The 14,018-nt window shown below is 69.0% G+C and carries 8 protein-coding genes; 1 reads left to right on the top strand and 7 read right to left on the bottom strand.

Features of this window, described 5'->3' with window-relative positions:
* Window positions 1–21 precede the first annotated feature (21 nt).
* The 6 genes from IE308_RS00040 to IE308_RS00015 form a co-directional block, all read right to left on the bottom strand.
* On the bottom strand, window positions 22–3,255 hold the full coding sequence (locus IE308_RS00040; RefSeq protein ID WP_190216012.1) for a Helicase associated domain protein: 3,234 nt from the start codon (window positions 3,253–3,255) through the stop codon (window positions 22–24).
* A gap of 99 nt (window positions 3,256–3,354) precedes the next feature.
* A complete protein-coding gene (locus IE308_RS00035) occupies window positions 3,355–4,383 on the bottom strand; it encodes a TniB family NTP-binding protein (RefSeq protein ID WP_190216011.1) in 1,029 nt (342 codons plus the stop codon).
* The gene (locus IE308_RS00030) at window positions 4,377–6,620 is read right to left on the bottom strand and encodes a TnsB C-terminal domain-containing protein (protein ID WP_190216010.1); all 2,244 of its coding nucleotides are present in this window, start codon (window positions 6,618–6,620) and stop codon (window positions 4,377–4,379) included. The genes IE308_RS00035 and IE308_RS00030 overlap by 7 nt, the downstream gene beginning before the upstream one ends.
* Window positions 6,617–7,462, bottom strand: coding sequence for a TnsA-like heteromeric transposase endonuclease subunit (locus tag IE308_RS00025; RefSeq protein WP_229908625.1), 846 nt, complete (start codon window positions 7,460–7,462; stop codon window positions 6,617–6,619). Before IE308_RS00025 ends, IE308_RS00030 begins: the two co-directional genes overlap by 4 nt.
* A 278-nt stretch (window positions 7,463–7,740) precedes the next feature.
* Window positions 7,741–8,223 (bottom strand): hypothetical protein, encoded by a 483-nt coding sequence (locus tag IE308_RS00020; protein WP_190216009.1) that lies wholly within the window; start codon window positions 8,221–8,223, stop codon window positions 7,741–7,743.
* 150 nt (window positions 8,224–8,373) lie between these two features.
* The gene (locus tag IE308_RS00015) at window positions 8,374–9,150 is read right to left on the bottom strand and encodes a hypothetical protein (protein WP_190216008.1); all 777 of its coding nucleotides are present in this window, start codon (window positions 9,148–9,150) and stop codon (window positions 8,374–8,376) included.
* A gap of 599 nt (window positions 9,151–9,749) precedes the next feature.
* Here IE308_RS00015 and IE308_RS00010 point away from each other — a divergent pair.
* Window positions 9,750–10,979 (top strand): hypothetical protein, encoded by a 1,230-nt coding sequence (locus tag IE308_RS00010; protein ID WP_190216007.1) that lies wholly within the window; start codon window positions 9,750–9,752, stop codon window positions 10,977–10,979.
* Between the two features lie 105 nt (window positions 10,980–11,084).
* Here the strand turns inward: IE308_RS00010 and IE308_RS00005 are convergent, their stop codons facing one another.
* Window positions 11,085–13,487 carry a DEAD/DEAH box helicase gene (locus IE308_RS00005; RefSeq protein WP_190217297.1) on the bottom strand — a complete coding sequence of 801 codons (2,403 nt, stop codon included), beginning with the start codon at window positions 13,485–13,487 and terminating at the stop codon, window positions 11,085–11,087.
* Window positions 13,488–14,018: the final 531 nt, after the last annotated feature.

Genomic DNA, 14,018 nt, shown 5'->3' with positions numbered 1-14,018 from the left:
GCCGCCCGTTGGCGGAGGAGGTCACGGATTCGCGTGGATGCCGATGGTGGTGAGGAGGTGTTGCTGGGTGGGGTGGAGGGTGGTCCAGTAGGTGCGTTGCTGCTCGGTCCATCGCTGGAGGGTGGGGGAGCCGGGCTGGCCGGTGGAGTGGGCCTGCTTGGTCTGCTGGTAGGTGCGTTGCCAGATGTGGGGCCAGGGTGGGTTCCACCAGGGGTCGAGATGGGCAAGTGCCTGGCTGGTGGTGGGGGCCAGGCGTCCTTGCCGGGCTGCGCGGCGTTTTTGTACCAGCCAGCGGCCGAGTGGGAAGCCGTTGTGGTGGGTGCCGGCGCTGGGGGAGAGGTGGCCGTGTGCCTGGGCGTATGCGCGTGCGTGGGTGAGTCCAGGGCTGGGTGGGTAGACGCGGCTGGTTCTGCGGGGCTGGTTGGCGGGGTCCTCGGCGCCGGGTGTGATCCCGAGTTCGGTCAGGAGATGTTGCTGCTGGGGGCGCAGCCGGGACCAGGCGGTGCGCTGTGCGGCGGTCCAGGCGCGTACGTCGGCCGGTGGGTCACCGGGGCGGGTTTGTGTGGTGCGGGCGCGGGTGTAGGCGCGTTGCCAGGCCAGGTCCCAGGGAGGGTTCCACCATGGGTCGATCGTGGAGAGGGCCTGGTGGCGGGCGTTGGGGGTGGTGTCGCGCCGGGCTTGCTGGCGTTGGTCGTTGAGCCAGCGGCCGAGGGGGAAGCCGTTGTGGACGGTGGAGTAGGCCACGGCCAGGGTGTGGTGGGCGGCGGCGTAGGCGCGGGCATGTGTGAGAGCGCCCTCGGCGTACAGAGTGATGGGCCGGGTGCGGGCTCTCTCGCGGGTGAGGCCGATGTCGGCCAGGAGGCGCTGCTGGTCGGAGTGGAGGTCGTCGTAGTGGGTGCGCTGCAGGCGTAGCCAGGCGCGCTGGGTGGGGGCGAAGCTGCGGAAGTGGTGGTCGGTGTCGAGCCGGTGACCGGCTTCGACCTGGTTGTGGATGTGCTGCCAGGCGCGCTGCCACGCCAGGCTCCAGGGCGTACACCACCACGGATCGACGGCGGTCAGCGCCTTCACCGCGGCAGACTGAGGCGCGCCCCTGTCGGCGTCGGTTCGGGCGTGCTGGCGTTGCCGGCGCAGCCATCGCCCGAGCTGGAATCCGTCGTGGACGGTGTCGATCGCGGCAGCGAGGGTGCCGTGTGTCGAGTGGTAGGAGCGTGCGTAGCAGAGGCCGACGGCGAAGTCGGCTTCGCGTTCGGCGGGCCGTGCGGCCGCGCCGCGGGCCCGGTCCGCGGTCAGCCCGATGTGGGCGAGGAGGGCCTGCTGGTCGGGTTGGAGGGTGTCGTACTGGGCGTGCTGGGTGGTCAGCCACGTGGCGAGCGCGCTGCTGGTGCCGGGGAACCCGGCCGCGGCGTCCAGGACGTGGCCGCCTTGGACATGGGTGCGTGCCTGGTGCCAGGAGCGCTGCCATTCCAGTGTCCAGGGCGGGTTCCACCAGGGATCGATCGCCGACAGTGCCAGCGCCCGGGGTGAGGGGACGCCGTGGCGGTCCTGGTAGGCGCGGTCTTTACTGCGCTGGTTGGACAGCCACCGTCCCAGCTTCAGTCCGTCCTGGACGCTATCGGCGGTCGCGTTCACCAGCGTGCCGTGGGCGGCGGCGAAGGCGCGGGCACAGCCAAGGGCGCGCTGGAAGTGGGTGGCCATGTGCTTGCGGCGGGGCCGGGCCGCCTGTGCGGCCTCGGGGGTGAGGCCGATGTCGGCCAGGAGGTGCTGCTGGCCGGGGTGCAGGTCGTCGTAGCCGGTGCACTGGTTGTACAGCCATTCGCCCAGGCCGAAGTTGGTGGTGGGGAAGCCGCTCTCGGGCCGCAAGGGTCCGCGGGCGCGGACGTGGTCACGGGCCTGGTAGTAGAAGCGCTGCCACATCACCCTCCACGGAGGCCGCCACCACGGATCCAGCGCCTCGAGTTCCGCGACGTGTTCGGGCGGCATCGCCGGGAACTTCCGATGGTTCGACAGCCATCGGCCCAGGGCAAAGCCGTCGAACTGGCTGTGGATCGGGGCGGCGAGGTGGCCGTGGACCGCGGCGTAGGCACGGGCGTGTGCCAGCCCTGTCGTGAACGCCTGATCCGACATGTGCCGGAGCCCCAGGTGCAGCCTTGTTCCGCCCGCAGCCTTCTCCGGCTGTTGTGCGGCGTCGCGGTAGGCGGTGAGTTCGCGGGCGATGGGGCGGGGCCGGTGAGCCATGTGCAAGGTCCACAGCCGGTCGGCGACAGTTGCGTCGGCATCGGCCCGTACGCAGTGCTGCGCCCAGAGCAGCAAAGGGCCGGCCGAGGTCGAGGCGATCCGCTCAGCAAGCCATGGCCGTCTGGTGACCTGCGCCAGTTCGCCGACCAGACCAGGCACGTGGGCGAGCGTGTGGGGCAGATGTCCGCCGGCCTCGGCGAGCAGCCGCCCTCTGGTGCGTTCGTCGGTGAGGACTGAGGTGAGGGCGACGGTCTCGGGGTAGGTGACCGCGTCCCTGGCCAGCAACCGCCACCAGCCGGGATCGGCCCCCTGGGGTGTGAGTTGGCGTACCCGGCGCGGCCACTTGTCTTCTTCGGGCCACTGCTGCGCCCACCAGGAGACGACCACGGCATGCGCGACCTCGAACGCACGGGCGGCGTCCGGACGATGGCGCAGCAGATCCACATGCCGCCGGTGCGCCGTGACCATCTCCGCCAGCCCTGTCAGGTCGATCTGTTCGGTGTCGGCCGGTGCGCCGTCGATCCAGTGGGTGCCCAGCATCCAGCACTGGTGGCGCGGGCAGATGCGGGTGTGCGGCTGCAGGTAGAGCCGGGCGGCCTTGGTCCGTCCGGTGCGTGCGGCGGTGCACAGCCGGCAGCCTTCCCCCGCGGCCGGCACCACGGCCCCGAAGCGGAACCGCCCGGCTGCCCCCGCCCCGTCCGGCGCGAGGGGTTCTTGGGCGGTCCAGGCGGGCAGGGCCCGCTGCAGGATTTCCTCGGGCACGCGGCTGAACGCGCAGATGCGGGCGCGGGCTTCGGCATTGAGGTAGACCTCGCCGTCCGTGCGGTAGCCCTTGAACAGGCCTCCGCCGACCTGGAGGAGCGCGGGGATGAGGTCTCTGACACCGAGCCGGTAGCGGTCGGCCAGCCGGTCCAGGTACGACAGGTTCGTCTCGCCCTGCAGCGGCGCGAGCCGTACCGGCCCCGGACGTGCCGCAGCCGTCTGCGGCGGCTGCGGCTGTGGTGGGGGAAAGTTGTGCATGAGGGAGCAGAGGTCGTTCCTGGCGGGCCCGTATGTACCCGGCATCCGGGCATTGGGCGAACGGGGATCGGGGCGGGTGGTTGAGGTAGATGCCGCGGGTCAGGGCTCGCGTTGCGGGGGTGTCCGGTGGTGGTGTGGTTTCCGGGACCGTTGTTCGGCGGCGGCGTCGAGTTCGATCTGTTCGAGGAGTTTCTTGGTGATTTTCTCGGTGCTGTCCAGCAGGGATACGAGGGCGGCTTCGCGGATGAGGTGGGAGAGGCTGCCCATGCGGCCGCCGGTGCGGGCGTGCAGGTAGGCGGCGTGCGTAACGAGCGTGCCGGGCCGGTGGTGGCGCAGTCGCAGGGCGCTGTCCATGCTGCGCACCAGGTCGTGCCAGATCTGTTTGTCGGCCGGACTGCCGTAACGCAGGGGCCGGTTGCGCACGATTTTGAAGCGGCCGGCGAGCTGGGAGCCGCGCACGCCGGTCAGCAGCGGAGAGGATTCGACGTCGATGCCGGAGTAGACGAAGGTGGCCGGGATCCGCTCGCCGAGGTACTTCAGCTGATCAGATGTCTCGGCGCCGGCCCGGCTGCGGGTGTCCATCAGGTGTACGTCGTCGACCAGGACCAGCTGGGTGCTCATCTCGCACAGCAGCTCGCACACGGCGTTGGTGATCTGGATCTGGTTCATCCGTTCCAGGGCAGGCAGACCGAGGAAGCGGGCGAACTCGCTGATGAGCATCTTCGGGGTAGAGGACGGCGGCACGGTGATGAACAGCACCGGCAGACGCCCGTCCTGGTCCGGGTGGCGGCGCCGGTCGGCGAGTTCGACGGTGCGCCCGAGCTGCTGCATCGCGGTGGTCTTCCCGGTGGTGGCCGGCCCGGAGATGATCAGGCCGCGCCGGGCTCCGCCCTGCTGGCCGCGGTTGAGCAGCAGCAGACGGCGCACCGCGGTGGAGATGGCGTCCATGGCGGGGGTCTTCAGCACCACGAACCGCGCGTGATACTCCTCCCGCTGCTCCAGCGTCCACTCCTTGTCGCCGGCGTCCCGTGCCGGGGCGAGGGGTGTGTCGACGAACTGCTGCCACCCGTCCCACGTGGTCAGCGCACTGAAAGTGCTCGTGGTGGCGGGCTGGGCCGTCGTCACCATGCCTGAGCCTCCTGGTACGGGTCGTAGATGCGCATGCCGTCTGCCCCGGCGGCGTCCAGCGTCTGCTCAGCAGCCTTCTCCCGGGTTGTTCCGCCTGCCGGCTCGGATGCTTCATCCGTGTGGCCTGCCGCGGCGTCCTGGCCGTCGGCGAGGGCGGCGAGTAGGTAGTCGTCGTCCGGGTCGTCCTCGATGTCGTCCAGAGGGTCGTCGGTGTCCCAGCCGCCGGCATCCTCGTGCGGGGCGGTGAAGGAACCGGGCAGCCCGAACGAGGCATCCGGCGTGAGCGGAGCAGGCCACTGCTGCGGGGCGGTGGCGGGGGAGGGATCGGTCATTTGCGCGGCCGCCTGGGCCCGGGCGGCTACCGTCCGCTCTCGCCTGCTGCCCAGTCCCTGGCTGGCACGGCGCAGCAGCGCATCCAGCGCCTGGGCGATCGCCGCCTCGTGCTCTTCACGGCCGTGCCGGCGTTCCACGGTGCGGCGGACGTGGTCGAAAGTGAATGCGGTGAACGGGCGCCGGACCGCCCCCGCGTGGACCCACGGCACCTCCAGCCATCCCCCGGGCAGGCGCACCCACACCCGGTTCGGATCGTAGGGGTTGTGGTGGACCTCCCACCGTCCGTTCTTGTCCGCCCGCAGGGAGCGGCGGCGCCGGTAGGGGTTCAGGCCGGGGTGGTCGTAGGTGCGGTAGCCCAAGCGGATGCCGTAGTCGTTGACGGCCTGCCACCGAAGAGGCAGCAGCTCGACGTAGTCGTCGGCGGACAAGGGCACCGGTACATGCCCCGTCACCGCCACCAAAGCCGCCCACATCTCGTTCGGGGAGACAGCGAGGTGCGGCATCATCGGGTGCCGCAGCGCCTCGTGCCGGCGCTCCTGCCACCCGCAGATGACCCATTCGTTCAGCAGCTCCTGCAGCTGCGCCAGGCTCCAGCACGCATCCTGCTCCGCAGCCGCGCCCCGCTGGGAGACATCCGAGCCGGTGTGGCCAGGCAGGTACTGGCTGAACCCGTCGGCGATGGCGCGGAAAGTCCGCTCCACGTTCCCCTTCGCCGGGCCGTTCGCCGGCGGCACCGGCTGCACCGAGATCCCCAGGCTCTCGCACGCCGAGACGAACGACGCCGACACATACACCCGGCCCTGGTCCACCACCACCGTCTCCGGCATGATCACCGGCCGGGCAGCAGCCTGTTCCAGCCTCGCGTCCAACGCGATCAGCCGCTCGTAGGGGATGACCGACCGCCGCATGGACAGCGCCGCATCCCAACCCGGCCGCATCGCCGTCGGCACCACCATCTGCGCCAGCAGCATCGCCGCGTCCACCGACGTCGTGCCCACCGGGCGCAGCACCGCCGCACAGATACTGCGCGTCGCCACGTCCAGCGCGATGCTCAGCTCAAGGCGGCCGGTCACACCGTCGTCCAGCACCGCCAGCACGTCCAGCGGCGTGCTGTCCAGCATCACCAGCTCACCCGGCCGCAGTGCCACCGTCGGCGTGAACGGAGGAGTCGGCCGCGACGCATGCCACCGCCGCTGCGCCGCCGTCCCCAAAAGACCCTGCCCGTCGGCCACCGCGTGCACCAGCCGGTTGAACGTCGACACCGGAGGCAGCGCCACCACCCCAGGGCCGTACTCCTCCTCCAGCAGCCACCCCACCCGGCGGCGCAACCGCACCAGCGTGCCCGTCGACCGCTCCCGCTGCCCCTCCAGCACTTGCCTGATCGCCGCGACCACCCGCTCATCAGCCCGCCCCACGGCTGACCGCTCCCGCACCGCCCGGCCGTCCACCAGCCCCCACAAGCCCTCGCTGCGGTAGCGCGCCCGCATCCGGCGCACCGTCGCCGCACTCGCCGCCCAGCCCGCCGCCCTCAACTCCTCGGCCTTCGCCCGCTCCCGCTGCGCCAGGCTCCGCCTCGCCGGATCGAACTGCTCACGCGGGGCGCCCTGCCCAACCGCGTCAGGAAAGCCGCTCTCCACCTCCCGCACATGCCGCTGCCACGCCAGAGCCCGCTCCCGCACCTCAACCGGCAGAGCCTCCAGCAGCCCGAACGGCGGCACCCTCCCCGGCGCCGGCCCGCCTTCCACGCCGAAGGACGGATCGGCGAACAGGTAGGGAAGCAGCACCACCGCCGAGGCGCCCTCATCGGTCACCAGCGTGGCCCGGGCACCTTCCAGCACGGCGAGCGTCCATGCCCGCCCGCCGTAGCGAAGGCGCGCCCCGACCTCGACAACCGCCTGCGTCACGCCGCTTCGGCCTCCTGCCGTGCGACCGAGACGACAACGCGCTCATGCAGCGGTTCATCCAGCCGCACCCGCAGCACACCGCTCCACAGCGCGTGAAAGACCGCAGGCCACACGACGATCGGATCCCCCAGCTCACACACCGCCTCCACCGCCGGCCGCGGACTGGCGAACACCTCCAGCAGAGCCGGCATCCACGGACCTGCGGCGTACCGGGAATGCCGGTAACCCGCCAGCCACCGCACATTGGCCACCAGCACCGGATCCGGCGGCCCCGCGAGCCGGTAGGACCAGCCCGCCGCCTGTGCGGCAGCCGCCACAACCCGCGCCCGCAGTGCCAGCCGGGCAGAGGGCCCGCTGCGTCCCGCACAGTCGAGTAACAGGCCGCCGGCGTCCTGAAGCCGGGCCATCAGCTGCGGCGCATGACCGACGACCCTGCTTCCCTCACGCCACACCAGCTCCACCGGCCGGCAGGCCAGCGCCACCACCGTCGGCTCCCGGTCCAGCAGCATCAGCTCGGTCCGCATGACACCCGACCCGTACGCCACCAGCCGCCCGGTCGTCGACGACCACCACCAGCCCGGAGCCACACGCCGCCCGCGCCGGACAGGGAAAGGCCGTACCGCGGGAGAGTCCTCGAAGGGAACGTCCTGCGCAGCCTCAAGCCACGGGACCTGACGTGAGCACCCCAGAGGGTCCCGAAAACGCACATCGATCAGGCTGGCGTCTACGGCTGCAACGCCTTCGCGTCGCGCAGCAGCATCCGTGCTGTTCGGCTCGGGGATGCGGCACACGGCCCCGGGTACCGCGAACGATGCGGCCTCCTGGCTGCTGTCGCTGATCACGTACTCACACAACGCCATGCCTGACCTGCCGCGCAGGAGAACCAGCCGGTAACCCCACATCGGTGCAACCGCGGGTTGTCGGACGCGCGGAGCACCCAGGGCCCCGGTGGGAGCCAGCACGACCTGCGTGAGCACTTTCGCAGTGACATCTAATGCGCACCAGTGGCCGTTCGACAAGTACGGACACTGGACGCTCGCCGAGGACGGCGCTGACGGCTGAAGCACGCACGCACCGAGCTCATCGACCTTTCATGAGGCGGCACCCTGCGGACTTGTGGCTAGGTTCCGGGCTCGTGGAAGGCGTCGATGTCGGATCCGGGGTCGACGCCCAGTGCCTGTTGTGCCGCTTGCAGAGAGTTGGCGTACACCAGGTGGCGGCCCTGCTGGCCAGCTATGGACCAGCCGTACCGTTGCAGGCACTTGCGTGAGGGTTTGTTCATGGCAAGCACGAGCGCCGTGATGATGACTGTGTCCTGGGGGCTGTAACGGCTGGTGATGTCGCTGACTACGGCTCTAAAGAGAGCTTTCGAGGCATACTCGCCGGTGGACAGCTTGCCGCCCTGCACGTGCGAGGCTGTGGCGTAAGCGGCCAAGCGGCGTTCATGAATGCTGCCCTGGGCATCCCCGGACCCTGTCTCGGAGTAGTGTGCCGCCGCTCCTACCAGGTCTTCTGCGTCGCGCAGGAGGAGCAGGCGCTGGTCGTACGGGAGGGCTCCGGCCTTGGCCTGTGCGATGGCGTTTTCCTTGAAGTATGTCTGCACTTCATGGGCCCACTCGGTCCCGCAGCCGGACGGATCTGGCGGGTGCCGGGCGCTCCTGGCCCGGCACCCGGGGCAGCAGGCAAAGGCTCGCAGCTCCGCTTCATCTACTGACGTGCCACGTGACCAGGAGACGCTTTCCACCCCAGGATCTTACGGGGTGTCAGGCCCTGTCACTCCCGGACGGAACTTGGCGAACAATGCTGCTCGGATGTCGTCGTCCAGCGGTTGATGGAACGTCAGGTCCTTGGCAGAGGTGGTCGCCGGGTCGGCGTCCCCTTCCTGCTCGGTCTCTTCCATCAGCAGTCCTGGCTGCAGGCGAGTGATGATCGTGGCTCCGGTGAACTCACTCAGGAGAAGTGCGGGATCGCCCACAGACAGCCCTGCGGCCTCCATCATTGCGTAAGGCAGCTCGTGATCCAGCCCGTCATGGCCAGCCTCGGCGAAGCGAACCTTGCGACCGTCGGTGCTCTGTAGAACGCCGTAGATGCACTCTTCCTCAGGAACAGGCGGCAAGGACGCCAAGGAGGCCTCGGTCAGGTCACACAGGGGCCGCAGCACCCGCCAGGCCCTTGGAGAGGCGATGGCCGTCGGCTCCAGCTCGGAGGCGTCAAGTTGCTGGTGCTTCAACAGCGTCATGAGCTCCTCCTCGATTTTCCTGGCTGCAGCGCAGTACATCCGCGCAGCGTCCTTGTCCCTGCGGCGGTACAGGACAGCAGCACCCACGTTGAGTCTGCTGTAGAGGGTGCCGACGCCTGCGAGACGATGGTTGGTGCGCCGCGTGAAGCGGATCCCGTCGGACAGGACCTGGTTCGTACGCAGCGTTTTGACCTGAGCTTCCCCGGCTTCATGGTCAGGGCGGAAGGCATGCACAATGTCCCGCCAGCGCACTACCGGCCAAGCCTGCACATCTTGCGTGGGAGCAGACATCCAACTCTCGATCCGTCGAAACGACGCCTCGTTTTGAACAGGGTAAATCCACTACCTTGCCCTGTCAACAGAAGTCAAGGTGGCTTGGCCGGATAATGCGGGCCACGGCACCCGCAGGAGGGCGGGTTTCGTCCCCGGTGAGGAGTCGCGCCGTCCGCTTCACGCCGCTGCCACGACTGTCACATCCCGCTCGCCAGCACAGCAAGCACAAGCCGCTGTGCGCCCTGCCGCAGCCAGCGTCGGACACAGGACCGGGCCTACGGCAAGAAATCGCCGCGGTTCTCTGTCCGGCCGCGCCGCCCTGCTGGGACGCGTCGCCAGCGGCGAGCGCATCAGCGACGTCTGCGCCGATCTGGGGGTCGCCGACAAATGGGCTCGCAGCTATGCCACACGCCCCGGCCTAGGGCCGCGCGCTGGACCTGGCGCTGACCGCTGGACGCGAACTCGTACTTGAGCACGGCACCGCAATGGCCTACCGGCACGGCCGTTGCCGCCGCCTCGAATGCCGCGCCATGAAAACCACCGCCCACCAGGCTCGGTGAGCCGGTGTGCGCGGAAAGCGCTGGAGCACGTCAGTGCTCCTCCCTACGATCGTTTGCGTGCCCTACCAATCGGCTCGTGATCTTCCTTCGTTCCGCCAAGCGGAACAAGCCCTGATGTTGTTGCGCATAGTCCCGTCACAGAGAGCGGAGGCCAAGGCTCTCAAGCAGCGGATGCAGGAGCTTGAGGCTTTGGTCGAAGCCTTCTACGACCTGCTCAGCGATAAGCACTGGATCTTCCACGACCGCCTGTCGCTGACGGCGGTCAAGACCATCCTTGTCGAGGCGGCCCAGGACGCTGACCGGGCCGAAACCATGCTCATCGACCACTATCGCGACAGCGAGCAGCTGACCGCCATGCTCCTCCCGCTCAGGAAGCTGCCTGCGATGCGCCGCCGACTCCCGCTCGTCGAGAAGGCCAGAGAGGACTACACCGCCGGCCGGTACTACGCCTGCGTCCACGTCCTGCTGAGCGTCATGGACGGTTTCGTCAACGAGTTCGAGACCGTACGCCGGGGCCTGCACACCCGGCAACCGGAGGAACTGCACGCCTGGGACAGCGTTGTAGGTCACCACCGCGGACTCGCCCACGCCCACAAGACCTTCACCAAGGGACGCAGCGCCACTCAGGAAGAGCCCGTCTACGAGCTCTACCGCAACGGCATCGTGCACGGCAGCATCCTCAACTACGACAACGCAATCGTGGCGACCAAAGCCTGGAATCGGCTGTTCGCTGTCACGGACTGGGCCTTCGCCCGGGAAAAGGAGCAGCACCACAAGGCCACCCCACCCTTCACGTGGAAAGCGCTGGCGGGGCAGGCCAAGGACTTCGTCGGCTTCGCCGTGGAGCAGGGGAAGATCAACCGCATCAACGAGCAGTGGACACCAATCGAGTACCTGCCTGGCAGCGATGCCTACGACAGCCACCCCGCCCGACAAGGCTCGGAACGCCTGCTCACGTGGTGGGTGCGGCGAAACTACGGGTCCATATGCGATCTCATTACCCAGGACGCACATGCCAAGCACGGCAAGGCTGTACGCAGCGAGATCCGCCGGGCCTACGAGGCCTATCCGCTGACCGGCTTCGACATCCTCGCCGTCGCCCACGACATGCCCGCAGCCTGCACGGTCACGGCCCGCCTGTACCGCGCCGGCGGACCGCCGACCACTGTCTCCCTCCGATGGATCCGAGAAGACGCCAACGCCCATCCCAAGCCGGAGCCGTGGCCGGGCGAATGGCGACTGTGTACGTGGGAGCCATGGCACCTCTTCGCACGCTCAAGCAACTGACATCTCGTGGGTTCAGGCGCACCAGCAGTTCTCGTCCCCGGCGCACCGTCTGCGCGCGGAAGCGCCTGCAGACGCCTGAGCTGTCATGATCGCGCGTCCGTGGAATCACGCGGCTCCTTCCTCGGTCGCCCACTCCAGTCCGAGGTCGGCCAGCGTGGCGAGCTTGTCCGCGGTCAGCTTCGCGCGTCTGGTCTTGGTGTTACTCAGGAATACTCCGAGTCGGACCTCGGTGCCGTCGTCCAGGCGTTCTACATGCCCTCTGGGGACCTTCACCGTGCCGGTGCGGGCCTTGTACTGCGCCAGGGCCGCAACGCCCCGTTCGAAGGCCCCCAGGCGCCCGCTGGGGGCCTGGGCAGGCGCCTCCTGGGGCTGGGGGAGCGGGGTGACGCCGATGTCCTCCAGCAGTGCTCGCTGGTCGTCTGTCAGCTTCTGCCAGACCTCGGGCCGGCGCTGTCTGGTCAGCCACCGTCCGATGTCCATGCCGTGCACGGTGACGCCGGGGGTGACGACCGTGGGGCCGTTTTCCTCGCGTACCAGTTCGCGCAGGGCGGCGTAGTGCCGTTGCCAGGCGGCGGGCCATGCCGGGTTCCAGTGCAGATCGACCTGGCGCAGCGCCTGCTCCCACTCTGGGTGCCCGTCCAGCGCACCAGGCCTGCGGAGGTTTGACAGCCATTGCCCGACAGGCCGGTCCAAAGCGGTCGCGGTGCGCGGTGCACACAGCGTCCAGTGCTCGGCGTAGTAGGCCTTGGCGGCTTCCAGGTTTTCCTGGAACCGCTCGTCAGCGACCGACCACACCATGCCGAGCTTCTCCAGCCGCGCCGCGCGCTGGCCGTTCATCTGCCCCGCCGCATAGGCCCTTCGCTGCTCCGCCACCCACTGCCCCAGGGGATGCGGCCCAGGCGGCTCCTTGTGCCCGTAAGGCACGCGTGCGTGGTGCTCGCGCTCGACGAAGCGGCGCAGGATGGCATACCCGCGTGCCCAGTCCTGCCGCTCGGTGTCGATGACGTTGAACCGGACCCAGTCCGCGACCATCACCGAATCCCGAGGAGCGGCAAACCGAAGCAGCAGACGGCTTTCCTCCTCACCCTCCTCAGGCTCGGGCCCGATATCTATCACCGGTTTCGAACGTGCCGGACTGTCCTGCGGAATGGCCAGCAATTCCACGGCTTCTTCATCATGCGCACGCAGCCCTTGAAGAACATTCACCAACGGCCGGTACGACCCGGACGTGAACATGTCCTCGCCCGTTTCCCCGGGCTGGAGGAAAACCGGAACGATCAGCGACGCCAGTTTTCCCTCGCCGGGCTTTTGCCGCAAAGCACGGCCGATGGCCTGCACGATGTCGTGCGGCGCCCCCTTGGGATCCAGCAGGGCCACGGAGTCCACCGCCCGGATGTCCACCCCTTCGCCCAGCACCCTGCAGTTGGACAGGACCGCCCGCCGCGCCGTGGACCCGAACTCGCCCAGCACCCTCTGCCGCCGCTCAGCGTCGTGCGCTCCGCTGAGCCAGTCGGCCCAGATCCGCCGCGGGTACGTCTCCGGCTGGTCGGCGTGCAGCTTGCCCGCCACCCGCCCCAGACCCTCCGCGAAGGCCTGCGCCTCCATCGTGCGGTGGTGGAACGTGATGCACGTGCCGAGATCATGCTCGGCCATCGTCCGCAACAGGGCGGCCTGCAAGGCCCCGAGCCGCTCTCCTCGGACCTCCTCGCTGTAGCGGTCCTCGCTCCGCAGCTTTGGCGTGACGACCGCGTCCTGGAGCTCCATGACGATGATCTGATACCGCGCCAGCAAGCCGCGGGAGACAGCGGACGCCAGCGACAGCTTGTACAGCACCGGCCCGAAAATGTGCTCATCATCCATCGACGCCGCCAACTCCTCCGGCAACGCCTCCCTGCGCCCCTCGACGACATCCCGGTGCGGCTGCTCCTGCCAGATCCGCGGCGTCGCCGTCAGATACAGCCTGCGCGCCGCCGGGATCACGCTCTGGTGGTGGATGTCCGCCCACGCCTTCCCCAGCGAGCCACTGGTCCGGTGGGCTTCATCAACCACCGCGAGGTCCACCGGGGAAAGACGCTGGCCATAGGTACCGGCGAAAGCTTCGGCGAGCACGGGGAGCGAGGCGTAGGTGCCGAAGATCACCACCGGCCCCTCCCCATGCCACAGCGCCAGCTGGATCGGATTGGTGGTGCACCGCACCCCCAGGCTCCACAGCTGCGGGTCGTCCTGGAGCGAGCACACCGCCACCGCCGGCCCCGTGTGCCCGACCCGCCGCCACTCCCGCACCGTCTGCGTGAGCAGCTCCAGCGTGGGCACCAGCACCAGAATCCGCCCCCGCGGCAGCATCTGCCGCGCAGCAAAAGCAGCCGTGATTGTTTTCCCCGTCCCGCACGCGGAAATGACCTGTCCCCGCAGACCGTTCGCCGGAATACCACCGGGCGGGATATCGAGACCGCGCATAATGGCGTCAACGGTCTCCACCTGATGAGGCCGAAGATCGCTTTTCTGCATCGCCACAGTGAATCTCCCCGAGGTCCCAGTCATCAGCAGAAGAGGAGGGCGCACCCGGAGCACCAGATCAGCTCCAGGGGGTCCAGCTAGAATCCAAAGCCTACACAGTGACTATAGATGATGCACGCTTGGATGCGGCCTCTCTGATTCGAGTGAAAGATGACCGGATCCGGCCTCACGCCGACTGATCTTGCGGTATGCTGGACGGCGGAAAGTGGGATCGCGCCCCGGATGCTCGGAGGCCTTCGCACTGGGGCGCCGGCCGAACCCTGGAGGCACGAGCACACCCCCATCCGATGTGACTGCACGTCAGGCCGATGCCGCCGGGGTGGTAGCCCGATTCCCCAGACCGTACACGGACAGCAACATGATGCACCCTCACTCCTCTCTGCTGCCCGGCGAAGCCGGCCGGGCGGGAGCGCAGCGGACGCCCCGCCCGAGGCGCGCAGCGCCACGGGCCCCGGGATTGAAGCGAAGCGGAAATCCCAAATTCCCGCGAAGCGGGAATCCAGGAAAGCGCGAAGCGCTTTC

The sequence above is a fragment of the Streptomyces griseosporeus genome (assembly GCF_014656055.1).
GTDB lineage: Bacteria > Actinomycetota > Actinomycetes > Streptomycetales > Streptomycetaceae > Streptomyces > Streptomyces griseosporeus.
This window is presented reverse-complemented; position numbering and strand designations above follow the sequence as displayed.

What these genes read in the sequence shown, in the direction of transcription:
- IE308_RS00005 (WP_190217297.1), bottom strand. Translation starts at nt 13,487, where the DNA reads ATGCAGAAAAGCGATCTTCGGCCTCATCAGGTGGAGACCGTTGACGCC.
- IE308_RS00040 (WP_190216012.1), bottom strand. Translation starts at nt 3,255, where the DNA reads ATGCACAACTTTCCCCCACCACAGCCGCAGCCGCCGCAGACGGCTGCG.
- IE308_RS00015 (WP_190216008.1), bottom strand. Translation starts at nt 9,150, where the DNA reads ATGTCTGCTCCCACGCAAGATGTGCAGGCTTGGCCGGTAGTGCGCTGG.
- IE308_RS00035 (WP_190216011.1), bottom strand. Translation starts at nt 4,383, where the DNA reads ATGGTGACGACGGCCCAGCCCGCCACCACGAGCACTTTCAGTGCGCTG.